Source organism: Pseudoalteromonas sp. NEC-BIFX-2020_002 (assembly GCF_013002825.1).
GTDB lineage: Bacteria > Pseudomonadota > Gammaproteobacteria > Enterobacterales > Alteromonadaceae > Pseudoalteromonas > Pseudoalteromonas neustonica.
Genome location: NZ_JABEPJ010000001.1, coordinates 1 through 25,673, shown reverse-complemented (window position 1 = coordinate 25,673; position 25,673 = coordinate 1). Strand labels below are relative to the sequence as shown.

General features: G+C 38.8%; 21 protein-coding genes and 2 pseudogenes. 4 read left to right on the top strand and 19 right to left on the bottom strand.

From position 1 onward, the window contains the following. Nucleotides 1-9: 9 nt before the first annotated feature. Genes HJP15_RS00100 through HJP15_RS00090 form a run of 3 tightly spaced genes read right to left on the bottom strand, consistent with a single transcriptional unit; the run spans nucleotide 10 to nucleotide 5,718 of the window. Nucleotides 10-1,392 carry a TolC family protein gene (locus HJP15_RS00100; protein WP_170172781.1) on the bottom strand — a complete coding sequence of 461 codons (1,383 nt, stop codon included), beginning with the start codon at nucleotides 1,390-1,392 and terminating at the stop codon, nucleotides 10-12. Beyond that, the gene (locus tag HJP15_RS00095; protein ID WP_054204965.1) at nucleotides 1,382-4,540 is read right to left on the bottom strand and encodes an efflux RND transporter permease subunit; all 3,159 of its coding nucleotides are present in this window, start codon (nucleotides 4,538-4,540) and stop codon (nucleotides 1,382-1,384) included. The genes HJP15_RS00100 and HJP15_RS00095 overlap by 11 nt, the downstream gene beginning before the upstream one ends. Before the next feature lie 8 nt (nucleotides 4,541-4,548). Next, nucleotides 4,549-5,718, bottom strand: coding sequence for an efflux RND transporter periplasmic adaptor subunit (locus HJP15_RS00090; RefSeq protein WP_054454056.1), 1,170 nt, complete (start codon nucleotides 5,716-5,718; stop codon nucleotides 4,549-4,551). Between the two features lie 118 nt (nucleotides 5,719-5,836). On the opposite strand from HJP15_RS00090, the gene HJP15_RS00085 reads away from it, so the two are divergent. After that, the gene (locus HJP15_RS00085) at nucleotides 5,837-6,784 is read left to right on the top strand and encodes a LysR family transcriptional regulator (RefSeq protein ID WP_054205064.1); all 948 of its coding nucleotides are present in this window, start codon (nucleotides 5,837-5,839) and stop codon (nucleotides 6,782-6,784) included. A gap of 12 nt (nucleotides 6,785-6,796) precedes the next feature. Here the strand turns inward: HJP15_RS00085 and HJP15_RS00080 are convergent, their stop codons facing one another. The 3 genes from HJP15_RS00080 to HJP15_RS00070 form a co-directional block, all read right to left on the bottom strand. Then, nucleotides 6,797-7,837: a GGDEF domain-containing protein gene (locus HJP15_RS00080; protein WP_054204967.1), complete on the bottom strand. Its 1,041-nt coding sequence runs from the start codon at nucleotides 7,835-7,837 to the stop codon at nucleotides 6,797-6,799. Nucleotides 7,838-7,960: 123 nt separating this feature from the next. Continuing rightward, complete coding sequence (locus tag HJP15_RS00075) at nucleotides 7,961-8,365, bottom strand: GNAT family N-acetyltransferase (protein ID WP_054204968.1); 405 nt, start codon at nucleotides 8,363-8,365, stop codon at nucleotides 7,961-7,963. 21 nt (nucleotides 8,366-8,386) lie between these two features. Then, nucleotides 8,387-9,199, bottom strand: coding sequence for a DUF6279 family lipoprotein (locus HJP15_RS00070; RefSeq protein ID WP_235575748.1), 813 nt, complete (start codon nucleotides 9,197-9,199; stop codon nucleotides 8,387-8,389). 580 nt (nucleotides 9,200-9,779) lie between these two features. On the opposite strand from HJP15_RS00070, the gene HJP15_RS00065 reads away from it, so the two are divergent. After that, the gene (locus tag HJP15_RS00065; RefSeq protein ID WP_054454052.1) at nucleotides 9,780-10,505 is read left to right on the top strand and encodes a tetratricopeptide repeat protein; all 726 of its coding nucleotides are present in this window, start codon (nucleotides 9,780-9,782) and stop codon (nucleotides 10,503-10,505) included. 460 nt (nucleotides 10,506-10,965) lie between these two features. Here the strand turns inward: HJP15_RS00065 and HJP15_RS00060 are convergent, their stop codons facing one another. The 7 genes from HJP15_RS00060 to HJP15_RS00030 all read right to left on the bottom strand — a co-directional run bounded on the left by HJP15_RS00060 (nucleotide 10,966) and on the right by HJP15_RS00030 (nucleotide 20,695). Continuing rightward, nucleotides 10,966-12,336: a coniferyl aldehyde dehydrogenase gene (locus tag HJP15_RS00060; protein WP_170172972.1), complete on the bottom strand. Its 1,371-nt coding sequence runs from the start codon at nucleotides 12,334-12,336 to the stop codon at nucleotides 10,966-10,968. 228 nt (nucleotides 12,337-12,564) lie between these two features. Beyond that, the gene (locus HJP15_RS00055; RefSeq protein ID WP_054454049.1) at nucleotides 12,565-14,040 is read right to left on the bottom strand and encodes an SLC13 family permease; all 1,476 of its coding nucleotides are present in this window, start codon (nucleotides 14,038-14,040) and stop codon (nucleotides 12,565-12,567) included. A gap of 11 nt (nucleotides 14,041-14,051) precedes the next feature. Continuing rightward, the gene (locus HJP15_RS00050) at nucleotides 14,052-15,014 is read right to left on the bottom strand and encodes a porin (RefSeq protein ID WP_169328360.1); all 963 of its coding nucleotides are present in this window, start codon (nucleotides 15,012-15,014) and stop codon (nucleotides 14,052-14,054) included. Between the two features lie 185 nt (nucleotides 15,015-15,199). Beyond that, nucleotides 15,200-16,567, bottom strand: a complete 1,368-nt coding sequence (locus HJP15_RS00045) for a sigma-54-dependent transcriptional regulator (RefSeq protein ID WP_054204972.1) — start codon at nucleotides 16,565-16,567, stop codon at nucleotides 15,200-15,202. Then, nucleotides 16,564-18,300 (bottom strand): sensor histidine kinase, encoded by a 1,737-nt coding sequence (locus HJP15_RS00040; protein ID WP_170172780.1) that lies wholly within the window; start codon nucleotides 18,298-18,300, stop codon nucleotides 16,564-16,566. The genes HJP15_RS00045 and HJP15_RS00040 overlap by 4 nt, the downstream gene beginning before the upstream one ends. A 36-nt stretch (nucleotides 18,301-18,336) precedes the next feature. After that, on the bottom strand, nucleotides 18,337-20,313 hold the full coding sequence (locus HJP15_RS00035; protein ID WP_170172779.1) for a TonB-dependent receptor: 1,977 nt from the start codon (nucleotides 20,311-20,313) through the stop codon (nucleotides 18,337-18,339). 118 nt (nucleotides 20,314-20,431) lie between these two features. Next, the gene (locus HJP15_RS00030) at nucleotides 20,432-20,695 is read right to left on the bottom strand and encodes a CBU_0592 family membrane protein (protein WP_054204975.1); all 264 of its coding nucleotides are present in this window, start codon (nucleotides 20,693-20,695) and stop codon (nucleotides 20,432-20,434) included. Between the two features lie 423 nt (nucleotides 20,696-21,118). Between HJP15_RS00030 and HJP15_RS00025 the strand changes: the two genes are divergently transcribed. Then, a complete protein-coding gene (locus tag HJP15_RS00025) occupies nucleotides 21,119-21,736 on the top strand; it encodes a lysozyme family protein (RefSeq protein WP_170172778.1) in 618 nt (205 codons plus the stop codon). Nucleotides 21,737-22,027: 291 nt separating this feature from the next. Here HJP15_RS00025 and HJP15_RS00020 read toward each other — a convergent pair whose 3' ends face one another. The 6 genes and pseudogenes from HJP15_RS00020 to HJP15_RS00005 all read right to left on the bottom strand — a co-directional run bounded on the left by HJP15_RS00020 (nucleotide 22,028) and on the right by HJP15_RS00005 (nucleotide 25,271). Beyond that, entirely contained in the window at nucleotides 22,028-22,534 is a 507-nt protein-coding gene (locus HJP15_RS00020) for a hypothetical protein (RefSeq protein WP_170172777.1), read from the bottom strand. Between the two features lie 240 nt (nucleotides 22,535-22,774). Further along, a pseudogene (locus tag HJP15_RS21770) lies at nucleotides 22,775-23,137 on the bottom strand (hypothetical protein); the annotation flags it as partial. A gap of 107 nt (nucleotides 23,138-23,244) precedes the next feature. Then, on the bottom strand, nucleotides 23,245-23,691 hold the full coding sequence (locus tag HJP15_RS00015; RefSeq protein WP_170172776.1) for a hypothetical protein: 447 nt from the start codon (nucleotides 23,689-23,691) through the stop codon (nucleotides 23,245-23,247). Between the two features lie 22 nt (nucleotides 23,692-23,713). Further along, nucleotides 23,714-24,046: a hypothetical protein gene (locus HJP15_RS00010; protein WP_170172775.1), complete on the bottom strand. Its 333-nt coding sequence runs from the start codon at nucleotides 24,044-24,046 to the stop codon at nucleotides 23,714-23,716. Nucleotides 24,047-24,225: 179 nt separating this feature from the next. Beyond that, nucleotides 24,226-24,610, bottom strand: a pseudogene (locus HJP15_RS21765) (hypothetical protein); the annotation flags it as partial. A gap of 187 nt (nucleotides 24,611-24,797) precedes the next feature. Then, nucleotides 24,798-25,271, bottom strand: a complete 474-nt coding sequence (locus HJP15_RS00005; RefSeq protein WP_170172774.1) for a hypothetical protein — start codon at nucleotides 25,269-25,271, stop codon at nucleotides 24,798-24,800. Nucleotides 25,272-25,486: 215 nt separating this feature from the next. Between HJP15_RS00005 and HJP15_RS21670 the strand changes: the two genes are divergently transcribed. Then, on the top strand, nucleotides 25,487-25,673 hold a 187-nt coding region (locus HJP15_RS21670; RefSeq protein ID WP_212760590.1), incomplete at its 3' end, for a hypothetical protein.

Below are 25,673 nucleotides of genomic sequence, written 5' to 3'. Positions count from 1 at the left end.
CTACATTGGCTAATTAACTAACACATAACTCCAACGACCATTAAATACTTGATAGGTATCTACCTTGGCAAGTAATGATGAAATCGTTGAGTCAATTGCATTTTCTTGCGCTATTAAAACATCCTGTCGCGCATCTAACAACTCTAAGTATGGTATTTGCCCTTCTTGATACATAGCCTGCGCTTGTAAAAAGGCACTATTGGCAAAATCAAAGCGTTGTTTTGCATAGTCTTGCTGCTGACTTTGCTTTACTAATAATTGCAATGATAGTTCACTTTCACTCATTGCATTTAACACAACGTGTTGATATTGACTGTAAGCGGCTTCACTCAAGTATTGTTGTGCATCACGCTGGGCTAATAAAGCCGGGTAACTTAATAATGACCACTTTATTTGTGGTGCAACTTGCCATTGCTGCTGTGTATCTGACAATCGATTGTTATCTAAACTCAATACACCTGCAAATGCACTTAAACTAATATCTGGTAACAACGCTTTACTTGCCGCTACGCTTAATGAGTAAGCTTGGCTAAACTCAAATAACGCTTGGCTAATATCAGGACGAAGCGCGATAGCATCACTTGGTTTTGCTAAACTAACCGTAAATCCACGTTCAAGTACACTACGCTCATCTATCAATGTAATATCACTCGGTAATTGCCCTGATAACATTGCAAGTGTTGCTAAGTCGCGAAACTGTGCATATTTAATATCCGGTAATAATGCTTGCTGGCGCTTTAGCTGCGCTAAAGTACGGTTTAAATCAAGCTCATTAGCAATCCCTTCTTCAACCTGAGCACGCAATACACCTATACTTTGTTTAAGCGCCTCAATTTGCAGTTCAATTATATGCTGTTTTTGCTTATTTCCTTGATAACTTACAAACCCTTTAACCACCGACGCAACAACTTCAATATGTAGCGCACGTACTTGCTCTGCTTGACTCATTGCCCCTGCATTACTGGCATTAACTAATGCAGTCACTTTCCCAAATAAATCCAGTTGCCAATCAAAATTGGCATTGGCAGCTGACTGGCGAGTATTTAGTTCGCCCAAACTACTACGCGTTGCTTCAATACCTACCCCACCTTGGGGCAAGTATTGTGCTTTTTGTCCCCCTAAGCGGGCAAGTGCACTTTTTAGTTTTAATTGGCTGGTTCGTAAATCGTGATTATTAGCACGCGCATTTGCAACCAAGTTATTAAGCTGTGACGAATCTAATTGTTGCCACCAATTCAGTTCATCTTGACCTACTAACTGAGATGCAATTTGTGTTTGCGCAACAAACTCTTGAAGCTGACTCTGATGTTGCTGTTCATCTATTTTACTAGCACAACCGGCTAACAACCCCGCAACCAATACAGCGGTTATACGCAACTTATTACTGTTCATTTACTTGCTCCACTGTCGCGTGTTCTTTGCTTTTTGTGACCAAAATATAAAATACTGGCGTGAATAACAAACCAAATACCGTCACACCAATCATGCCTGAAAATACTGCATTCCCCATCGCATGACGCATTTCTGCACCGGCCCCTGTTGCTAATACCAGCGGGATTACACCAGCAGTAAAGGCAATCGAAGTCATGAGGATTGGTCTTAATCGCATCCGACACGCTTCTAAAATCGCATCAAAATGACTTAATCCATGGTTATTTTTATCGCGCGCAAACTCCACCATCAATATCGCATTTTTAGACGCGAGTGCGACCAAGACGATTAATGCAATTTGCGTGAAAATATTATTATCAGAGCCCACTAGCCATACACCCATTAATGCTGAGAATATTGTCATAGGCACAATTAAGATAATCGCCAGCGGTAAACGTAAGCTTTCATATTGCGCTGCTAATACCATAAACACTAATAACACCACCAATGGGAAGACATACACCATGGTATTACCCGCCAAAATCTGCTGAAAAGTCACTTCTGTCCACTCATACTCTATGCCACTGGGTAAATTATCAGCCAGAATGAGTTCAATAGCCTGTTGTGCTTGATCTGAGCTATAACCCGGTGCTGGACTGCCGTTAAGCTCTGCACTTGGGTAACCATTATAATGCATAACGCGATCAGGACCTGTGGTTGGCGTTACCGTTAATACTGAACCAAGCGGTACCATGTTACCTCGGTTATTTCGTACTTTAAGGTTTAATACCTGTTCTGGATCAAGGCGATAATCTATATCAGCTTGGGCATTAACTTGGTAAGTACGGCCAAACATATTAAAGTCATTAACATACATAGAGCCAAGATATACTTGTAGTGCATTAAATACTTCATCTAATGGGATGCCTTGGATCAGCGCTTGTTCACGGTCGATATCAATATCCATTTGCGGAACCTGAATCCTAAAGCTTGAGTACAACCCCATTAAAGCAGGATCTTGTTGTGCCTTTCCAATTACTGTTTGCAAGCTATTAAATAAGGTTTCGAACCCTTTATTACCACGATCTTCAATTTGCAGTTTAAAACCACCTGTAGTGCCTAAACCTTGAATTGGCGGCGGCGGGAAAACAGCAACAAAGGCCTCATCAATAGCACTAAAGCGCTGATTAAGTTGCGCGGCAATAGCCATCGCAGACTGACTTGGATCAGTACGCTCACTAAACGCATCTAATGGAGTAAAGACAATGGCGCTGTTAGGACTATTGGTAAAGCCATTAACTGACAAGCCTGGAAACGCAACTGTGTCAGCAACACCGGGGACTTGCAGCGCTATTTCTTGCATTTGTCTTACTACATCTTGCGTACGATCTAAGCTTGCTGCGTCAGGTAATTGAGCAATTGCTACTAGGTACTGTTTATCCTGTGCAGGAATAAAGCCACCCGGGACAGCATCAAAAAGTTTGAACGTACCGCCGAGTAGAGCAACATAAACAACCATTACCACCATACTCATTCGCATCATTTTTTTAACAAGCTTTTGATACCCTTTAGCACCGCGATCGAACACTCGATTGAACGGGGCAAACAACCAGCGGCCAAATAAACGATTAAGTAAACGTGTCAATGCATCTGGCTTTGCGTCGTGACTTTTTAACAATAACGCTGCTAATGCTGGCGACAGTGTTAGTGAGTTAAATGCAGATATAACCGTAGAAATCGTAATTGTTAGCGCAAACTGTTTATAAAATTGACCTGAAAGCCCAGAAATAAATGCCGTTGGAATAAACACTGCACACAGCACTAACGCAATCGCGATAATTGGCCCTGTCACTTCACTCATTGCTACACGGGTAGCCTCTAAAGGGGATAGACCTTGCTCAATGTTTCGCTCAACGTTTTCGACCACAACGATGGCATCATCAACAACAATACCGATTGCTAATACTAAACCAAATAACGATAAGGTATTTATCGAAACACCTAACCATTGCATCACAGCAAACGTACCAATTAAAGATACTGGCACAGCAATTAGAGGTATTATCGAAGCGCGCCATGTTTGTAAAAATAACACCACCACAATAACAACAAGTGCAATTGCCTCTAGTAACGTGGTAATTACAGCATCAATTGATCCACGTACAAATACAGTAGGATCATAAACGATGTCGTACTCAACCCCACTTGGAAAATCGTTTGATAAACGTGCCATCGTTTCACGCACCTGATCTGAAAGCTCTATCGCGTTCGAACCCGGGCGCTGAAATATCGGCATTGCTAAAGCGGGTTGATTATTGAGCTCCGCACGCAACGAGTACGTATTTTGGCCTAAATCAATACGGGCAACATCATTTAAGCGTGTAAGTTGGCCTTGTTCACCGACTTTGATAATCACCTGTTCAAACTCTTCAATGCTGTTTAAACGTCCTTTAACATTAAGTAGCACCTGAAATTGGCTGTCGTTTGAGGTTGGCTGTGCACCTAAACTACCCGCAGCAACTTGTTGATTTTGTGCGCGAAGTGCGCTTACCACATCCATTGCCGTTAATTCGCGTGCTGCAAGTGCATCAGGGTTTAACCATACGCGCATAGAGTATTGCCCAGCACCAAAAAGCTGTACATCTCCCACTCCACTTAAACGTGCAATTTGGTCTTTTATATACAAATCCGCATAATTAGATAGGTAAGCGGTGTCGTGGGTTTTTTCAGGTGAATACAAATGTACCACCATGGTTAGATCTGGGGATGACTTTTCAGCCACAACGCCTAAGCGTTGCACTTCTTGCGGTAAACGTGGCAATGCACTGTTAACGCGGTTTTGCACTTGCACTTGAGCACGATCTAAATCAGTACCGAGCGCAAACGTAACAGTTAACGTCATGCGGCCATCACTGGTCGCTTGTGAAAACATATACAGCATGTTTTCAGCGCCATTAATTTCTTGCTCTAATGGCGTGGCAACAGTTTGTGCGATTACCGTTGGATTTGCACCCGGGTAGTTAGCTGTAACAACAACCGTTGGAGGCACAACTTCAGGGTATTCACTCACTGGTAATTGAAATAACGAAATACCACCAGCAATTAAAATAATTAATGACAGCATGGCCGCAAAGATTGGCCGTTGGATAAAAAAGTGTGAAAATTTCATAAATTACCCTACTTCTTAGCCATTAAAATATGCTGCGCTGTTGGCGAGAGCGTAAACGCCACACCTTCGGTATCTAACGTTATTTGATTTGGCGCAATGGGCATACCTGGTCCCACACGTGCAGGCCCATTAACAGCTATCACATCGCCTGTTTTTAAGCCTGATGTGATAGTGCGAAAACGACCGTAGCGCTCACCAACCGTAACAAGCTTATATTCAAGAATATTATTGTCACCAACAGTCAATACAAAACGATTTTTCAAATCGGTACCTATCGCTCTATCTGGCACGATTACCTGCTCTGTGACATCGCTGGCGGCTAATTTAATACGCGCAAATGACCCCGCGCGTAGCGCTTCGTTTTCATCAAAGCGTGCACGTACACGTAATGTACCCGTTGCTGCGTTTATTTGATTATCAATAAAATCAATATACCCAATGTGAGCAAATGCACGTTGACCGACCTTTTGCATTACAACTTGTTGTTTATCATTGGCTGTTACATCATTAAAAGCGCTATTCCATGTACGCTCGTCTACATCAAAGTACGCGTACATCGTTTGATTTGACACGATTGACGTTAAAACCGTTTGCCCAGCCAGTACGTTATTACCTTTGGTAATATTTGCTAAGGAGATAACGCCATCAATCGGTGAGCGTATATCTGTAAATTCTAAATCCAGTTTGGCTGAAACTAGCTGCGCCTTTAATGCTGCTAACTGAGCTTCTCGTTGATGTAACATCGAAGTACGAGATTCAGCTTGCTCGGTAGAAATAGCTTTTCGCTGCGTTAACCTTACCGCTCTTTTTGCTTCGCTTTGAGCTTGAGATAAAGCCGCTTTTGCACTTTGTACTTGTGCTTCAAGGCTGGTAACAACTGCCGCATATGGACGAGCATCTAATTTAAACAGTAAATCGCCTTGTTTAACGTTATCGCCTTCTTTAAACGCAATGTGATCAATAACCCCTGCAACTCGTGGCATAAGAGCAACCTCTTCAGGTGCTTCAAGTCGTGTCGTGAAAGTGTGCCAATTTTGTACTGGTTTGATAATTACTTGTGCAACATCAATTGGCTGTAAGTGCTGTTGTTGACTGGTTTGTTGGCTTGGTTCTTCCGCACATCCGCTCAGAGCAAGTGATGCCCCTAAAATTGCAGTAGCTATTAAGTGTTTGTTCATGACGACGCTCCTTTTAGTATATTTATCCATGGTACGGAACAAACCTGCGGACAAAAACTATAGATTTCAAAACTCATTAATGCCAATATGGCACCAATTAAATTTGAATGAGCAAAATATGGATACTACGAGTCGTTTATTAATGTTGTTAGAAGTGGTTGAGCGTGGCTCTTTTGCTAAAGCAGCTGAAACCCGTAATATTGATCGTTCTGTGATCTCAAAACAAATTAGCCGTCTTGAGGATGACTTAGGTGTTCGTTTATTAAATCGAACCACTCGTTCATTTTCACTTACTGCAGCTGGCGCTGAAATGGTCAAAAAAGCCAGTGAGCTACGCGAACTATTAGGTGAAACCGTACGCCTTGCTGAGAACTATCACCAAGAACCGCGCGGCGTGTTAAAAATCACATCCTCAACCATTATTGGAAGGCGTTATTTACAACCAGTGATCAATGATTTTCAAAAACGCTTTCCGCAGGTTGAGGTTGAGTTACGCTTAGATGATAGGCTTGTCGATATTGTCTCTGAAGGGTTTGATTTAGCATTTAGGGTGGGAGAGCCCAAAGATTCATCCTTAATTGCTCGTAAAATTGCCCGTAATCGATTACTACTTTTGGCATCACCAGAGTTTATTAGAACGTATGGATTGCCTGAAAAAATTGAAGATTTAATTGATTTACCCGCAGCCAGCTATTCAAGCACTTCATTGCGCGTTGAGGGCGTGAAGTATGTTGATGAGTTTGGTTTGCCACAAGAGCAAAAAATTAAAAGCGTATTTAGAGCGAATGATGCAGAAGTACTTTTAGATAAAACCCTTTCTGGAACAACTTATGTTCTTGCACCCGCGTTTATTATCGGCAATGAAATTAAGGAAGGACGATTAGTGCCTATGCTTACACATTTAAAACTTGCCGAATACAGTGCAATGTATGCCGTTTATCCACATCGCGATTTACCAGTTCGTACTCGGCTATTTTTTGATGCAATACGTGAGCATTTAGGAAAAGACTTGCCTCTGTGGGAACAAAATATTCCAGAGTTTGAGTTAATGTATCAAGGAAATTAAATAGTCGCGTCATTAAGAGGCTTGATTTAGTTGCTTTCCCTGTGGTGGGTCATTAAAAACAACTTGGTTACGTCCGTTATTTTTAGCTTGATAGAGCCTATCATCTGCTGCTTTTATTGTTTGCTTTAAGGTTTCATTGCCACTGTAAGCGATAACGCCAATACTTGCTGTAATTGACACTAATTGCTCTGCAATAATAAGCTTATTATTCTCTATAGTATGTCTAATATTTTCTGCAATGTTTGCCGCCTCAGACGCCGATGAGTGGGCAACAAAGATGGCAAACTCTTCACCACCAATACGAAAAACAGCACCTTCTTTAGTTAACTGAGATTTGATAATTTTAGTTACTTCAATCAGCACACTGTCACCAATTGCATGGCCAAACTCGTCGTTTACTTTCTTAAAAAAATCTAAATCCATTACCATCGTATAAAGATTTTCTTTATCACTAAGTTCAATCTCAAAATATTGATTCATTGCTAAGCGGTTCCCAGCGCCTGTAAGTGGATCTAACATTGCTAAATCTTCCAAACGCTTAGAAAAACTAGCTCGGCTTGTTTCAAATACATGCGCAATAACCCAAATAGTAACATAGCTAAATGCGAGATTTAAACCTAGATTCGATGGGGAATATGGAGCCACACTTTCTTTTGTTATTAATGCGATGGCTTGCAACAGAGCCAGTGACATTGACAAACCAAAGCCCCACAACTTTCCCAATAATAAGTAATACAGAACGGGTAAAACGAGGGTCCAAACAAAAAGTGCGTTATATACACTTGATAAGTAACTACCCAGCACAACTAATAACGACACAAAAGTGCAAATACTGACAGGCTGCCAAAGTTTAAATACATGTTTAGTTATATAAAAATAAATACCAAAACAATACACAGAAAAAACAACTTCCAAAGCGCCTAATATTAAAAAGTCATTTATTAATAGATTAAATACCGCAAATATCCCTGACAGAACACCTAGACACAGGCACATCCACTTAAGAACTCTACTACGTAAAGCAAGCGTGCTATTAAGAGCCGCAATATCCATTTATAAACTTAATTTAAGAAGAGACTGGCTATTATTTTAAACATAAATGGTTATATCTCAAGTGTAGAAGGCCAATCACTGCATTTAACCTCTACTAATAACGCTCAGACGAACTAAAAGTTACTAAAGTGCAACTTCCATTTTATAGTAGGCTACCTCCCCTTTGAAAAAGCGCTCACTGCACACATGCATATCAAACCGTTTATAAAACTCTAAAGCAGACTCTCTGGCATCACACCAAAAGTAATCAACAGTGCCACCTTTTAAAAACGTAATGATAAATGTAAGCAATTGTGATCCTATCCCCTGATTTTGATATTGCGGATCAGTGGCAAACTTGCGTAAACGTGCTTTATTTAATGTTAAATATACGGATGCTACACACACTAATAAATCATCAACGAATACCCCAAAATGTAAACCATCGTCATCCTCTGGTATATGACAATACTCTAAAGGTTTATTTGGCCATAAAACACGGTGGCGAAGAGGGATTGTTTGCTGCCATGAAATTCTACGTATTTTCATCTGGCTGGATCCCTTAAAATATCAATCATTTATCAAATCGTCTATTTCATCAACCATTTGTGTAAACTCCTTACGTGCATGCTTAATCTGTTTATCCGACAAGGTTTGCCTTAAATCAACTAATAATGCCGCATAACGCGCTAAATTTTGTTGATCGTGCATAATTAACTCTTCACTCATAAATGCGTGCCTGTTTTTAATAATACGGCCAAGCTCTCGCGTAAAATCATCATTATCGAGTTTATCGGAGTTAAATGCACTGCTCAAAGCATCTAACCGCGTTTGTTTATAGCGTTGCCATAATATAAATGTTGATTGAAATTCACTATTAGCCACTGTAATTAGCTGCGTTTGTTCTGCCGATAACTTTCCCAGCCAATCAGCATAAGTTGCTAATTGATCTTTTAAACGCTCTTCAGAACGCTCCTTTGCTGTTTGATCTGCAAATTCTTGCTGCTCTTCATTCATTTTGTCGCTAATTGCAGCTATAAACTGTGCACGTTGTTTACTATCAAGTGTTTTGGCAACTTCAATTAAAGGCATGCTTATATGCTCTACTAAAATTTGCCAGTGTTGTTTAGTATTTTGAAAGTGCGCAACAAGTATTTTCTGCGATGGTGTTCCTGACAGTATCTCTTGTAATGTAATAAGATCTTTTTTGTATAACGGTAGCTGTGTTTTTCGGTGCCAATCTCGCATTTCTTTGATTAACGATTTAACCGTTTTACTTTGCTGCTTGTCTAAATCAACATAATCATCAATCCAAAATGTGGATAACCAACCAATATTGTTATAGGTAAAAGATGCTGAACACCCAGCTAAACTAAGCAGCATTAACCCAATCAATCCAAGCTTATAGTTTAAACGTATATTTTTTATAAACATTTTAGTTTTTATTAGAGTACGAATAACCCTACGGTAATCAACTTATTCGCCGGTGTAAATGGAGCAATTCAAAATAAAACAAATTAAATGTAAATAGTTATCATTTAACTGTTGACTGACACGTTAAACTAAGTAATAATCGTTCGCATCAACACAGAGTAACCCACACATTAATACTTCGCTTAGTGTGAATGGAATGTACCGACCTCAGTGCCCTAGGGAAGAATATCCAGTAAGGATGCTGGACCCCTTTAGTACAACTTTGTTGATGAAGATAGTGACGCTTCAGCAGTATTGCTTACTCGACCCAAGTAATACAACTTTAAGATCACACTTACTTGCTACATTGCTCATATCGGTGACGGTTGATATGAACCCAAAAAGCCCCTAAGGGGCTTTTTTTATTTCTTTAAATTTTCTGTAATATCTGTATCTTATATCTATTCGTTATCATTTTTAGAACCAAGCTAGGCAATTGCTATTGTTAGGACTAAAATTAAAGAGTTATAAACTCAATGGAGATATTGCCATGTGGCAACCTAAGTTTAATGTATTGTTAATGGTCGCTGCACTTGGCTTTAATGGTGTTGCCCATGCAGGACTTGAAGATGGGATACGCGCGGCCAACGAAGGGCAATTTGAAGAAGCGCTAAAAGAGTTTAACTATCTTGCTGATAAAGGCTTTGCACCTGGTATATACGAATTAGGTAAGCTCTACGAAAACGGTCACGGCGTCGTTCGTAACTACCATAAAGCGGCTGCGCTTTATCAAGAAGGAGTCAAAAAGCAACATGTAGATTCAATGTTTGCTCTTGCGGTTCTTTACCAAGAAGGTAAAGGTGTAAAACTTGATAAGCAAATGTCTGTGACTCTTTTTAAACAAGCAGCAGCAAAAAATATGCCTGCAGCTCAATTTAACCTTGGTGTAATGTATGCTAATGGCGAAGGCGTAAGCCAAGATTATAAACAAGCCATGCGATGGTATGAGAAAGCAGCTGGAAACAACTACACACTTGCGCAATTTAATATGGCGCTAATGTATTTTGAAGGCCTAGGCGTACAAAAGAACATTGAAAAATCGTATATTTGGAATACCATTGCTGAGTATAATGGTAATTTAAATGCAAGCCATAGCCGAAAACTTGATGAGCGTAAAATGCTCCCCGCTGAAGTTACCGAGGCAAAAGAGAAAGCCGATGTACTTTACGAGCGAATTCTGGCTGGACTCTATGCTGGCGAAGGACGTATGTTTTAAGTTTTAGCTAGGTGGTTTTAGCCCTTTATTACTGCATCGGGTAAGTAAGTTGCAAGAGTAGAAAACGGTATAGCCCCTAGGGCGTGTTGACCTTTCGTGATTGATTTTGCAGCAGTCTGTTTGGTATTTAGGCAAGGCAGCGCCTATGTAGTGTGGTTGTTCCCCATAAATAGGCGATAACGCAGTATAAATGCCAAACATGCGCTGCCCAAAGGGTTCTTTCTAGGGGCGATTGACTCTTTGTTACCTACACGGATGTAGGTAAGGGGCGTGAGCAGGACGCGGAAGCTTTGCTCGGTTTTTACTTAGCCCGCTAGGTTACAAACCTCGCGCCGCGATTAAATTGCCCCTAGGTTGAACAAATTTCAATCCACAAAGGTCAACACGCCCTAGATTAGCAAGTTTTAATAAAAGATATATTAAACGCCTAATAACTTAGTCATGGTTATATTTACGCTCTTTATGGGCGTAAATACAACCATTTTAGCACTTTAATTAATGCCTTATTTTGAGACAATAATAGACTTAACTTTGGGTTGAAACTACCCGTTTTTAATGTGTTTCGCGCATGGCTAAATGTTAAAAACCCTTCAACACCATGATAGTTACCCATTCCTGAAGGCCCCAAACCACCAAAAGGTGCATCGTCCGCAGTAACTTGCATTAGTGTATCATTAACAGCAAAAGTGCCACTGTGTGTTGAATCCTGAACGAGCTGATTTACCTGCTGATCTTGCCCCATAACATACAATGCCAGTGGATGTGGATGCTGATTAACATAATTGAGTGCTTGAGGTAAACTTTGATAACTCATAATTGGTAATACTGGACCAAAAAGCTCTTCTTGCATCAATAACATATCATCATTAACGTGTGTCACTATATGCAGACCAAGGCGGTGTTTTTGCTCATCCGATTGATTATCATCAAGCGGCATAACAACTTGCGCACCGCGTTGTTGTGCATCATCGAGCAGGTTAGTTAATCGAGAAAAATGCTGTTCACTGATAATTGACGTTAAATTTTTGCCCTCAACACCCAGCGGAAAATGTTTTTTATATAAAGAACATAAAGTTTGTACCAGCTGCTCCTCAAGTTTTTCAGGAACTAAAATGTAGTCTGGAGCAACACAGATCTGCCCAGCATTGGCCATTTTACCAAATAAAATAGCTTTCGCAGCTTTTAAAATATCAACATTTTCGGTAATGATAACAGGCGATTTTCCACCCAACTCTAACGTAACGGGCGTGAGGTTTTTACTCGCCGCAGTCATAACATGACGACCAACGGCTGTTGAACCAGTAAAAAATAAATGTGCGAATGGTAGCCCCGAAAATTGCTGGCTAAGAGTTGTATCCCCCTCTATAACAGCACAATGCTCTGCAAGTTCATCAGTAAAAATTTGTTTGAGTACTTGGTTTGTATGCGGGGTAAATTCACTCACTTTTAACAGCACACGATTACCCGCAGCAATCGCAGTGATCACCGGCACGATTGCAAGTTGAATCGGGTAATTCCATGGCGATATTATTCCTACAACTCCTTTGGCCTGATAGCTTACTGCAATTTTTGAAGGTGCTAAGCTCAGCCCAGCTTTACGAGGGGAGTCTTTCGCCCACTTTGGTAAATGCGAGATAGTGTGCGAGATGGTTTTAACAGTAGGTAAAATATCCCCCAACACGGTATCAAACTCAGTTCGATAACCAAAATCTTTTGACGTAGCCGCTATCAATTCATTTTCGCAGGTAATTAACACTCGTTTTAACTGCTTAAGTAACACGATTCTTTTGGCAATTGGTAAATAAGGGGTAGCGTTAAAACGTTGCTGCATATCATTAAGTTGGGCTGATAGTACAACATCAATACAAGGAATTTGGGTATTAGCAGACAAAAGCGTACTCTGAGTATGTGATAAAAGTATAACTAATATATACCTATACCCAAGCAACCTCAAGATACGTGTTTCGCACTAGAATTATATGGCTTAATGTTTTACCACGTAAAAAGAGTGCTATTAAAATTTTAACAGCACTCTTGAGTTGGGTAACTCGTTTAGTTATTAAAAGTTAAAGACGGAGGCCGCAATAGTCATCGTCACTAAAGTGATCAAGATAATAGCAATAAGGTTTAGTACAAAACCGGCTTTAATCATATCCCCTATTTGTATTTGCCCTGAGCCAAACACTATCGCGTTTGGCGGTGTTGCAACCGGCATCATAAATGCGCAACTGCACGCAATTGCTGCAGGGATCACCCATACTAAAGGTGTGCCTGTAACTGATTCAGCAACAGGACCAAGTAAAGGTAAGAATCCAGCGGCTGTTGCTGTATTACTAGTGATCTCAGTTAAAAAGGTAATTAATGTCGCAATTGCTAAGACGCTCAATACAAGTGGGATTGCACTTGCGCCTTCAATCATGTGTGCTATGTATTCAGCTAAACCTGATGACTTTATTTGCGCCGCAAGGGTTAATCCACCCCCGAACAATAATAACACTCCCCATGGAACGCCTGCGGCACTTGGCCAATCTAAAATGCGCTCGTTACTGCCTTTATTTGCAGGTAATACAAACAACAATAAAGCAGCTGCAATTGCGATGCCTGTGTCAGATATTTTTAAGCCAGAAAAATCCGCAATTAACGGTCTAAATATCCAGCATATCGCCGCAAAAGCAAATACACATAACACGCCTTTTTCAGCTCGTTGCATAAGACCTAAATCTTTCAACTGCGCACTAAAGAGTGACTTAGTATCAACTTTTATCTTTTTCTCATCTGTTTTATCTACTTTATATGCAAATTTAGTTAACCATACCCAACAAATGATCAGCATAGTTAACGATAAAGGCACGCCCACTATCATCCATTGTGCAAAGCCAATTTCAATTTGGTAACTATCAGATAAATAAGCGGCCATTAATGCGTTCGGTGGTGTACCAATTAGTGTTGCAATCCCGCCGATACTTGCGCCGTAAGCAATTGCTAAAAGCAGTGCTTTACCAAAGCCATTATTATTTGGGTTCGATTTTTGAACTAAATGTGTAATGGAAAGTGCAATTGGTAACATCATCACTGCTGTTGCGGTATTAGACATCCACATTGATAAAAAAGCAGTTACTAGCATCATAGCCAAGATCTGTAAACTGGGTTTTGAGCCAGCATACAACATTGTACGCAGAGCAATGCGCTTATGTAGACCCCAACGTTCCATCGCAATTGAGATTAAAAATCCCCCTAAGAATAAAAATATCAATGGGTGCGCATAAGGTGCTGCCACAGTTTTTATTGCGGCAATGTCCGCAAGCGGTGAAAAAACCAGCGGCAATAACGCTGTAGCAGGAATTGGCACAACCTCACTCACCCACCACGATGCCATCCAAAATGCTAATCCTGCTGTACGAAAAGCCGCTGTGCTCATGCCTGATGGCGGATCCATTAAACAGGTAAATAACATAACCGCAGGGCCTAATAAAAGCATCACCATTTGTAGCATCGGGCTTTTTTCAGATTTACTCTCAATAATTTGTGTACTCATAAATGACCCCTTTAAAATTTATACTTTAAGCCAAGGGCTAAGCTATTGTCTGTTTGCTGCTGTAAATCCAGATCGGTATACAATAAATAAGCTGTGGTCTGTTTATCAAATAAATAGTCAACCCCAGCGGTCCACTGTGTGCCCTTTGTACTATGACGAATGGTTGAGTCATCACTGGCAAATTGCACTTTGGGTTGCCATTTATCTAATTTATAACTCGCACTTAAAACGTAACCATTGCCCGATTTAGTACCATCAACAGATTCACTTCGCTGATAAATAGCACCAAGTTGCAAATCGCTTTGTTTCCACGCAGCCACTAGCCGGCTCGCATTTATGTTATTTAATGAGTCAACATGACTGATTGCTACATAATAGTTTTTATTTTTTAAACCTCGATCACCGTAAATCAATGTCGCTGCAAAGCCAGCTTCGTTGTTTGAACTGTCATCTTGTGGTGCATAAGTCAGTGATAATTGCGCACCTGCAAATGATTTTGAGCTGTAAGTGATTGTATCGCCTAATCGATCTTGGCCTGGTAATAACTGTGCAATATCAGCTTGTGTTTCATTAAAGTTATCAACTTTACCTTCAGAGTACTTAAACCGAGTGTCATTACGTCCAATGACTATCTCACCAAAGTCCCCTGCAAGGCCTAAGTAAGTATTACGAGCTGTAAATGGATCACTTGTATCGTCATGCTCAAAACCTTTAACTTGTACTTCATACTTAAATATAACTTTAAGAGAATCTGTTAAGCCATGTTCACCTTTGACACCAATACGCGAAAACGGGGCATCAATATGTGTCCCTTCCTTTGCATAACGCATTGTACCTTTGTCTGTGTTAGCAATTTGCACTTCAGCTTTGCCATAAATAGAGTACTGCGCAGCATTTACAGGTTGTCCACAGCAAGCTAAAACAAGCCCTGTGGCTGCAAATACAGGGATTGATTTTTTATCTATTATTATCATTATGTGCCCTTATTGTTAGGATCATTTGTTGTTCCTAACAATAAAGGCAAGTTTACTGCCAATCAGTCTAAATTTTAAATAAATAAACATAATCAAAAACTTAAAGTGAAAAGCGAATTTTAAAATCAATTATTAGTGTGGAAAACCGCACACTCCAAAAACATATTTGTCACTGTTTCCACACATTAATCAGTAAACATATCTCGATTAAGTGCATATTTGTTCATTTTGTCGTATAAGGTTTTACGCGCAATTTGCAAAGTCTGCATGGTCTCTTTTATGCTTCCTTGATGACGTTCAAGGGCTTCTTCTATTAATGATTGCTCATAAAAACTGACTTTCTCAGCTAAACTCAAATCTTGAGATAATTGCTCTGGGTTATTATTATTTGTATTTGCAAAGGCAAGCTCTACCCCAAGTAGCACAGCACGTTCAGCTTGGTTTCTCAGCTCTCGTACATTTCCAGGCCATGGGTAATTCATTAGCTTTTGCTGCATATCGCTACTTAGCGGCGCAGGTGGCTTATGAAAGCGCGTAGCGGCAATAGAGCTAAAATGTTTAAATAACAAGGGAATATCGGCTTTTCTATCACGCAGTGCTGGGATGCTCACTTTAACTAAATTAAGGCGGTAGTATAAATCAGCGCGAAACTCCCCTTTATCTACCAGTGACAATAAATCAACCTTCGTCGCTGCCACAATACGTACATCTAAATCAATAGCGCTATTACTGCCAACAGGTGTTACTTTTCGCTCTTCGAGCACGCGTAGTAATTTTATTTGCAGTGACGTTGGCGTACTTTCAATTTCATCTAAAAAAACAGTACCACCTTGTGCAAACTCGAATTTTCCTTGGCGGCTTTGCGTTGCGCCAGTGTAAGCACCACTGGCCGCGCCAAATAATTCGCTTTCAATAAGTTGCTCTGGTACTGCACCGCAATTTATAGCAACAAAATTACAGCGAGAACGGTTGCTTTGATCGTGTAAATATCGCGCTACTAACTCTTTCCCCGTACCCGTTTCGCCTTCAATCATCACATCCGCTGGCGTATCAATAACGGTATTGAGTAAATGCATCATTTGCTGCATCTGCACGGTTTCACCCAAAATACGTACACCCGGAGCAGATGTTTTTTCTACTGCTAATTTTAATGCACGGTTTTCCATTACCAGCGCACGTTTATCACTTGCTCTTGCGATACAGTCTAACAATTGCTCTGTCAGTGGTTTTTCAAATAAATCGTAAGCCCCCAACTGCATTGCTTTAACAGCTACAGACACATCAGCAAATCCTGTTAGGAATATAACGGGCAGTTCGCTATCGAATGCCTTAACTTGCTCTAAAAAAGCCAAGCCATCCATTTTTGGCATATTAATATCACTGAGCACAATGCCATTAAAACGACGGCTTAATTTTGATAATGCACTCACAGGTTCACTAAAACATTGTACCTGATACCCTTCGAGTGTTAGCAGTTGATTTAATGAGTCACGGATCATCGCTTCATCATCTATTACAATGATTTGCTTGCAGTCAATAGCTAAAGTATTCATTGCTCTCCTTGGGTACTTGTTAATGTAATTATAAATTGGGCACCGCCGGTAGGACGATTGTGCGCACTTAAACAGCCATTAAATGAATTAATGATCTGCTTAGAAATAGATAAACCTAAACCCAAGCCGTTTGTCGATTTAGTGCTATAAAACGGTTCAAAAATAGTGCCTAACGCATGTAACTCTATGCCCGGCCCCGTATCTAAAATTGATAATTTAACGCGATCGTCAAATTGTTCAATCTCAAAGCTTAACTCACGCTTTAGACTTTGTAGCATTGCTTGGCTTGCATTAGTGATAACATTAACTAATACTTGCTCAAATTTAATTTCATCAACCCATACTTTAATATCATCAGTTATAACGATTTCTTGAACCGTTACATCATCGTGTTTTAACTGTGCGGAAGCAATAACCATCGCATTTCGGAGTAATTGATTTAAGCTTTGTGCTCGTAACTGGGTTTGGGCTGGCTTACTAAAATGCTTTAATTGGCCTACTATTTTATGCACGCGATCTATCAAAGATTGTACGATGACAATATTCTTTGCCGCTTGCTCTATATCCCCCTTGGTAATTAAACGTTTAGCACTAACAAGGTATGTGCTCATAGCACTCAATGGTTGATTAATTTCATGGTTAATACCCGCGCTAAGCTGGCCAATAGTGGCAAGCTTAGCCGCTTGCAGTAATGCTGTTTGAGCATTTTCTAAAGCATGTGTACGCTCTATCACTTCTTGCTCAAGACTGTGCCGCGAATAAAGTAACTTTTTATAACCGGCAAACCTCGCCATTAGACTATAAAAAATAAGCAAGGTACTGATGTAAATAACCGCCAGCCAAAATAACCGCGGGAGTTGATCAAGATTGACCGATGAAACATCCACTAACACCGTCATATCTGCTTTGATCCGATCGATTGAGGCACTTGCTGGTACAAACTGACGACGTGTTTGGCGCTGCCCAATAGACAATAATGTGATGCCTTGGCTTGTTGTTTGCGCTAAATCAATGGCTGTGGGAGTGTGAGCCAAATAACGTCTACTTGTCTGTAACTGTTGCAGCTGTATATTAGATAAAGAATCAAAGGTATTAAGTCGCCATGATTGTTTATCCGACATAGCGATAATTTTATCATCCAGTGTTAAATAAAAATGACTCGCATGCGATGTATTGAGTAATTGACGATCAGTCTCAAATTTAGAGACGTTTACCTTAAGTGTTACAACACCAATAACTTGCTGATTAAGGTAAATAGGCTCTGAAAAATATATACCCCGCTCATTTGAACGTAAGCCCAAAGCAAAATAGGCAATTTTATCACCCGCTAACGCTCGATAAAAGTAAGGCCTGAACGCAAAATTATTACCTATATACGTGTAATCAAGTTGCCAATTACTTGATGCGATCACATCTCCTTCACGATTGAGTACATACACATCAGATGCGCCACTGGCTTGTTGTATATCTGCTAAATAGTTATTAACCTGTTGTGCGGATTGATTTTCATTACTAATAAACGTGGTTAATAATTGATTGTCTGTGGCTAGATAAGGAATTGTTGCAAACCGAGACAGCTCAGTATCAAGGTAGTGACTGAGTTGCCCAACTTGCACTTCGGCTTGGCGCTTTGCATTGCCTAAATCATATTGACGCCCAAATAAAAAACTTAGTAATAACACTATAATGAGCACAACAATAGCAAGCGTAATCTTTCTGGAAAAGTACAACATGAGCAACCATAATGCGCAGCTTAGCGCCTCAAAAACTTAAAATTTGACTTGATAGTGTAACGAGTATTCACTGCCGACACCAGCAACTGCACCATTACTCACTCGCGGATCATATACATCGTAGTGTTTATCTAAGAGATTATGCGCTTTTAAGCTGATTTGAGTTTTTGCACTAAGCTGCCAACTTACAGCCCCACCAATGAGAAAATACGCTGATTGATCAAAGATATGATCTGTAGTGTGTGCCTGAACTTGGTCACGCCAAACACTATTTAAACTTAACATCCATTGATCATATTGGTAATTCGCAATCACACTTGCAAAGCGTTTAAATGTTGGCCTCATTGGTACATCAAAATAATGGGTATAAGTAGCTTCAACAGAAAAATCACTGTTTATCTGCACACGGCTATCAAGTTCTATGCCTCGGTTAATGTCATCTAATTGGTTTTCAAAAGTAAACATGTTGTCGTGAATTGTATGTGGCACTATATTAATAAAATCATGTAACTGGTTATAAAACAGTACTGAGTTTAAATGCCAATCCAGATGTTTATAACGCCATACTAACTCTGTCGTTTTAACATACTCAGACTGTAAGTTTGGATTACCCATAGTAACGTCATCATTCGAATATAGCTCATTAGTCACAGGAGTACGAAATGACTCGCCGTATTGCAACTTTAAAGTATGCGCTAAAGCCGGTTGATAAATAACTGATATACGTGGTGATAATTTACTGTCTAAATCTTTAACATCATCATACCTAGTACCTACAAACAAGGTTAGTTGTTCTGAATAAGGAATTTTAAGCTGCCCATAAACGCTTTTTGTCTCAAAGCTGGATTTGAGATCAGTAAAAGGAGCAAAGTCATTGACTGTTATTATTCCACCTTGATAGAACGGATCTTCGACAATAATTTCACCACGGCTTGAATCAAAATAATTTGTACGCACATCAGCTTTAAGCTGCTCTGCATGGCTATATTCAACACCTGAATTCAATGACCAGCCGTTATAAAATGTATGGCTTGCGTCTATATTTATTTTCAAATCAGTTGTGTGCCAATCAGGGCCAATAAAAAAATCATGATTAGCATTAAGTAACGCGTTGGCTGATGCTATTAGCCCTGCACTTTGAATTTCGTGATGAGTATACGACACCTTTGAAGATACAGAGCTCGAATCAGAATCTAGCCAATCATACCCTAAAGATAGAAAGTGATTTTCGCTACGGTGTTGATTATCGTTAGAATAGCCACCTAAATTAAGAAACTTATTTAATTCAGTAAAATTATAACGCCCACTTAGTGACAACTTATCGATGTTTATACCTACCTCAAGATAGGCAGACTCAAGAGGGTCTTTAACACCTTGCTCATAACGCTCGCCTTCTTTATGGTAGTAAGCCATATTTGCATAAACATGGGTATTGGCATTAAATTGATGATTAAGCGACGAAGTAGCACCTACTTGCCCCGCATTACCTATAGCGATAGACATTTCATTGTGATGCGTTTTAGTAACAATATTCATCACACCCAAAAATGCATTACTGCCATATAATGCAGATCCAGGTCCTCGGATAAATTCAACTTTATCAATGATTTCAACAGGAATATAGGGCATATAAACTGAAGCTTTACCAAACGATGACTCATTCAAGCGCTCGCCATTGATCATTACCAATATATTACCACTATCTAAATATACACCACGGGCATGATCTTTAGGCACAGCTCCAACCCAATCTCCACGAGTCGATTGCATACCCGGTACAAAATTCATCAGCTCAAAAGCATTATGTATGCCTAATAAAGCGATTTTTTGACGATTAAAAACGGTAATAGTTGATGGGGCTGAGGTAAGTGTTTCGGAAGTTTTTGAGGCAATATCGACTTGAACTTCAAGTAGATCTTCAAAGCTAAGTGCAAATAAATCGTCTGACTCAGTTGCTGATAATGGAATTGTGTAAATACACAAAAAAATACATGCTGATTGCTTTAAAGTCATTACGCCGCTTTACACCTATATTTCATAATAAATTAACTACACTGTAAAAATGTAGTATTTACAATATTAATACAAATGCGCGACGGCGCGATAATTATTTCTATAAATTTTCGTAGATTTAAGCTGTTGCAGTATTACGTTTCGCTTTTAAATATTTATATAAACCGATTAATGATGCTGCAATCCAAAATATTTCTATCACAAAACTTGCTAAATTAAAGTTATAACAAAGACTTATCAATAATAATATAGCCCCCGTTAAATTCATCATATTGTACAACAAGCCTGTTGGCACCGCTTTACCTAGTTGCAACATAAAAAATGCACCAACTACTAAAAAAGTCCCAGTCATACCTACAATATCAAATAAAAGTGCAATCACGTGCGTGTTCCCTTATCCATTCAAATTACCCACACTACTGGCCCAATCCATGGGGAGGGTTGTTTTCAATCATTGAAACAGCAAACCGAGTAAGTCTAGCAGGGTTAAAATATTGGCACAGGATAAATGTCCTGCTTTAGCCCATGCATAGATACAAAGACAAATCACAACATATGCCTAAAGCAATAATTAAAAAGTAAATAAGAAATTGCGACCTTGGTGGTCACCTGTTATCACATTATTTCGCCGAAAAAGTTATGAAAATCATAAGGCCGTACACAATTAGGATTATTGATGCCTTACCCTAAAATACACGCTACCTAAGAAATATAACGTATGAAGTCACAATTCTAATTCATCTATTAACAATTATTTTTTAACTTTCCTATAATTACACTTACTTTATGGTTTATGTGAGCATCCATGAAAAAGCAACAAACCTTAGAAATGGAACGTGTTGAGCAACACTTTATCCGTTATCTACCAGACATCTCATACTTATATCTCGATAAAAATGGCCGAGCTTATATAGGTATAGGTTTTCATATCAGCTCAAAATCTGACTATATTAGGCTTCCCCTTAAAGACAAACGCACTAAAAAAGCAGTAAGCAATATCGATAAGGCCACCGAGTTTGCACGTATAATTCGTTTACCAAAGGGCTATGCCGTGAATTTTTACGAGCCCTTCGGCGAATGTTATTTATCCCATAATGAATCAATCATCTTGTTGAAAAATAAAATCAAGCAACTTATCATTGAATTTAAAGAACAACATGCTGAATTAAATTTTGCACAACTGCCTGCAAAAGTGCAATTGGCAGTGCTCGATGTGGCGTACGATTTAACCGAACAACCAATAAAACACGCTTACCCTGATTTTTATCAAGCTATTTGCATTAAAAATTGGCCTGTTGCCGCACAAACGAGCACGCGTTCAGGGATCTGTAAAGTCCGTAATAATGCCGTACAGGCACTTTTTAAAAACCTAGAGACGCCAGATAAAAGCGTCTTTGAGACCTTTAAAAGCTGGTTTTTATAAAGTGGATGGTTTTATATTCTCAATTGCAAACATTTATTATATAAAGGATTTCGATTAAAAACTATTTTCACAAAGCAAAATATTAAGCATCAATAACACTTAATTAAACCGCTCAAATTAATATTATTTTTTTATTAAAGCCATGGAGTATATTCACACCAATCGACGTCATAACTAGATGCGAAGTCATATTTAAAGTGAGCTTAAAAATAACAACACTTTGTTTTTTAATAAAAAATCAAGAAAAAACAGCTATCTACTTAACCGGAAATTTATAATGGGTGACCCCTGTTATTTCTTAGGTGGTGGAATTGGAAATAAAGGCAGCTCACGCTGGTATTTATAATCTCCATTAGTTGAGGCCTTTAACTGCTCCACCTTATGAATACAACCTAAGTATTCAATCCTCCAACGAGTGTTTGGTGGTTTATCTTTTATGCAACCACTATCAAAGATGCCTTTAACTGTATAATATACTCCATCTATATCATTGAGTGTTATTTCTTTGGGTAAATTGAAGAGAAGAATAGTTTCTTCAGCTCGGCCTGAGCGAGCTGCATCTTCACCATACTTTAAAAAAACTGGATTTTCTCTATGACTACGTAAAAGTAAACCCGTTATTTTTATTTTTTTTTTGTCATACATTTCAGGGAAAACAACTAATTTCATAAAAGGCACATGCGGTACATCCTCTTGTATTTTCGATTCATTGACCAAACTGTTAGTTTCTCCTGGTTTGGAGAAAAGGAGTAACCCTATAAAGATCGTCAAATTTAGTTTATTCGTTACCAATTGCATGAACCACCTCCTTCTATTATTGTTATGTTGATGCATAAAGTACTTTGATTATGTTTTTCTGGGCTCTTAAATGCTTCCCCATTCATTTTCCATAATGTTCTTCCTTCACTATTAACTTAAAACTTAAGTTAAAAACTTAAGTGCTGAATTTGGCTAAATTCAAAAATTTAGGCTCCTACATTATAGGCACATATGCTTTTCTCTTGAAGAGCAATTTTAAGATTTAAAAGTGTGTGAACACTACCCTAGTAACTTTTTGCAGTTGCTGATGTTCGTTCGCCGTTTTCTGTTTAAATTTTTGCAATAACGTGTGTGCGATGACACTCTACCTACTGCGCCATGACATACGCGCGAAAATTGCGTGGTCAGTTTTAACCAGTTTTCTGGGGAGATATTTACTCTTTCTAGTAAAGGTAAATGTGTGCTTTGAATATACCCGCGTCTTCCTTCTCGAATACAACTCCCTGTTAATTCAACCAATTCAAGGTAGGATTTAAGTTCAAACGGTAACCCTTTTGGCATGATTTGACGTGGCATACCGGCAAAACGCAATAGTTTTTTTGGTTGCTTGCCTTCTGTTGCGCTTTCTAATCGTTTTTGTACAGGCTGCCAATGAAACCTTTAAGATGGGTATCATCTTAAAGTTTTCGGTGTCATCTTTATTTTTTCTTTGTTTTTATAAATTAATCCAATTTAGGGATGTTCCTTTTTTAATCTTTATCAAGTGCTCGACGGATTAATCTAATTTTTGCAAACTCATTGAAGCCATCTTCAAATTCCAACTGCTCAATCTTACCATCTGAAAAATATAAAAACACTATAGGCTTTGAGTCGGTTTTAACTTCAAATGATACCCATTTCGCATTGAAATTTCGGGCACCGGGATCTTCCTTCCAATCAATGAAGAAAGAGACCCTTTTTGGTAAGTGTTCATCTACAAGTGTGGCGTAACGTGGCCTAACAGTGTAAACGCGTTCGTTCACCCGAATATCGTAAGTAATTGACTCACTAGCACAAAAACAATCAGCCCCCAACATGATAATTGTTGTGTGTTTATCAGTCGAATTTAACTCTAACTTAATAAGCGCAATTTCTTTCATTCGGTCTTCATCGGAAAACGACATGCATGAAGTGAGCAAAATTAAGACTAGTGCCACTAAACCTAGTCCTAAAGTACTTTTACTTTTCATAAGTTTCTCCAAGCATCATAATTATAACTCGCATGATCAATAAGACTTCTGGACTCCCATTAGGCTGACGAATCCCCAAAACGTGACAGGCACAGCAATTTATGATCTTATGTAAATCACCACAACCCACATAAGTCTCAATTGCTATGCCTGAAACATCAGTTTGCCATAAGTATTTTAAAAATTCATTAGCGTCATTCAATAACGACAGAGTAAAAACATTACTAAGCTGTAGCAGTGCATTAATTTCGGGTAATAAGCTTACTTTAACTGAAATCGGCAGAAATTTGCCTGGTGCTGGAAAACTTAAGTTGACACCCATCTTAATTATTTATTGAAAAAAAACAACAAACACACCGCTTGACATCATTAGTAAGTAAACATTTTCGACATAATCACGATTTAAACATAGTTTCAAAACTTAAGTTCTGAATTTGGCTAAATTCAAAAATTTAGGCTCCCACATTACAGGCACATACGCTTTTCTCTTGAAGAGCAATTTTAAGATTTAAAAGTGTGTGAACACAACGCTAGTAACTTTTCGCAATTGCTGATGTTCGTTCGCCGTTTTCTGTTTAAATTTTCGCAGTAACGTGTGTGCGATGACACTCTACCTACTGCGCCATGACATACGCGCGTAAATTGCGTGGTCAGTTTTAACCAGTGTTCAGGGAAATATTGACCCTTCCTAGTAAATGTAAATGTGTGCTTTCAATATACCCGCGCTTGCCTTCTCGTATGCACGCCCTGTTAATTCAACCAATTCAAGGTAGGATTTAAGTTCAAACGGCAACCCTTTTGGCATGATTTGACGTGGCATACCGGCAAAACGCAATAGTTTTTTTGGTTGCTTGCCTTCTGTTGCGCTTTCTAATCGTTTTTGTACAGGCTGCGAATGAAACCTTTAAGAAGGGTGTCATCTTTATTTTTTTGATTCAAAGTTAGTGCAAAATATAAAAAATACAAACTTTAGAATGGGTGTCATTTTTGTTTATAAAATCAATATCAAAGCGCTTTTACAAACGCTATGACCCCATTTATTATCTTTACTTATTTTTCTAATTATCAAAATATCATTTCCACTTAGTAAATTCTTTACCTTTAAAGTTTAAACCTTCAACTTCACTAATATTTGTAATTTTGTTATCGATCATACTGACAGAAAAAAACTTCAGCGTTTGATCTAACTCCGACAGATACCTAATTATAATTCGGGCATTACTTTTTTCACAAGTAACATAATAACTATGAATTTCTGTAATCAAAGACTGTCGCTGGTCTAATATATAAGTATATTTACTTAAATTATTGATAATTTTATCGTCAGGTATATCATTTTCTTTCAATTCAGTTTTAAGATATTTTAAATTGAAAGAGTTAATAGTAATACCACCTTCTTTAAGCAATTTTCTATAAACTTCAAATGAGTAAATAGCATTTACTTCACACTTTTGAGCTATCAGTTCCGATTCGCAAGCTGAAACAAAAGTTATAAAATTAAACAATAAAATAAAGAATAAAGTTTGCTTGCTAATATTTTTAATCATGATTAATTAACACCTTATTTTTCTACAGCTGCTTTAATTTGTGCATCTATATTTCGTATTGCTCTAGCCACTCGACCAAGAAAACCACTATTATCAATAACGTAATAGGTAGGGTTAACATTTATTCATAGGTTGGATCTTAAGAAACTTGAAGTTGAACTCTGTTAATGATCAAATAGTTACGCCAATAAAAAATGACTAAAAACAGAGTTCACATGCAGATTAACCAAGTTTCAAATCAATTAAAAGCCCTCATCTCAGAAAAGCACCTAATAGCGCTTGCAAAAACCTCAGGGTTTCAAGTCCGCCATCGATGTTTGTCGATTGTCTCTTTACTCAAAGCCGTATTCAAAAGCTTATCTTGCTTGCAAGACGCTAACTTGTCAGATATCCATCAAAACC

Coding starts and splice junctions, on each gene's coding strand:
- HJP15_RS00100 (WP_170172781.1), bottom strand. CDS start 1,392: ATGAACAGTAATAAGTTGCGTATAACCGCTGTATTGGTTGCGGGGTTG.
- HJP15_RS00095 (WP_054204965.1), bottom strand. CDS start 4,540: ATGAAATTTTCACACTTTTTTATCCAACGGCCAATCTTTGCGGCCATG.
- HJP15_RS00090 (WP_054454056.1), bottom strand. CDS start 5,718: ATGAACAAACACTTAATAGCTACTGCAATTTTAGGGGCATCACTTGCT.
- HJP15_RS00085 (WP_054205064.1), top strand. CDS start 5,837: ATGGATACTACGAGTCGTTTATTAATGTTGTTAGAAGTGGTTGAGCGT.
- HJP15_RS00080 (WP_054204967.1), bottom strand. CDS start 7,837: ATGGATATTGCGGCTCTTAATAGCACGCTTGCTTTACGTAGTAGAGTT.
- HJP15_RS00075 (WP_054204968.1), bottom strand. CDS start 8,365: ATGAAAATACGTAGAATTTCATGGCAGCAAACAATCCCTCTTCGCCAC.
- HJP15_RS00070 (WP_235575748.1), bottom strand. CDS start 9,199: ATGCTGCTTAGTTTAGCTGGGTGTTCAGCATCTTTTACCTATAACAAT.
- HJP15_RS00065 (WP_054454052.1), top strand. CDS start 9,780: ATGTGGCAACCTAAGTTTAATGTATTGTTAATGGTCGCTGCACTTGGC.
- HJP15_RS00060 (WP_170172972.1), bottom strand. CDS start 12,336: ATGCAGCAACGTTTTAACGCTACCCCTTATTTACCAATTGCCAAAAGA.
- HJP15_RS00055 (WP_054454049.1), bottom strand. CDS start 14,040: ATGAGTACACAAATTATTGAGAGTAAATCTGAAAAAAGCCCGATGCTA.
- HJP15_RS00050 (WP_169328360.1), bottom strand. CDS start 15,014: ATGATAATAATAGATAAAAAATCAATCCCTGTATTTGCAGCCACAGGG.
- HJP15_RS00045 (WP_054204972.1), bottom strand. CDS start 16,567: ATGAATACTTTAGCTATTGACTGCAAGCAAATCATTGTAATAGATGAT.
- HJP15_RS00040 (WP_170172780.1), bottom strand. CDS start 18,300: ATGTTGTACTTTTCCAGAAAGATTACGCTTGCTATTGTTGTGCTCATT.
- HJP15_RS00035 (WP_170172779.1), bottom strand. CDS start 20,313: ATGACTTTAAAGCAATCAGCATGTATTTTTTTGTGTATTTACACAATT.
- HJP15_RS00025 (WP_170172778.1), top strand. CDS start 21,119: ATGAAAAAGCAACAAACCTTAGAAATGGAACGTGTTGAGCAACACTTT.
- HJP15_RS00020 (WP_170172777.1), bottom strand. CDS start 22,534: ATGCAATTGGTAACGAATAAACTAAATTTGACGATCTTTATAGGGTTA.
- HJP15_RS00010 (WP_170172775.1), bottom strand. CDS start 24,046: ATGGGTGTCAACTTAAGTTTTCCAGCACCAGGCAAATTTCTGCCGATT.
- HJP15_RS00005 (WP_170172774.1), bottom strand. CDS start 25,271: ATGATTAAAAATATTAGCAAGCAAACTTTATTCTTTATTTTATTGTTT.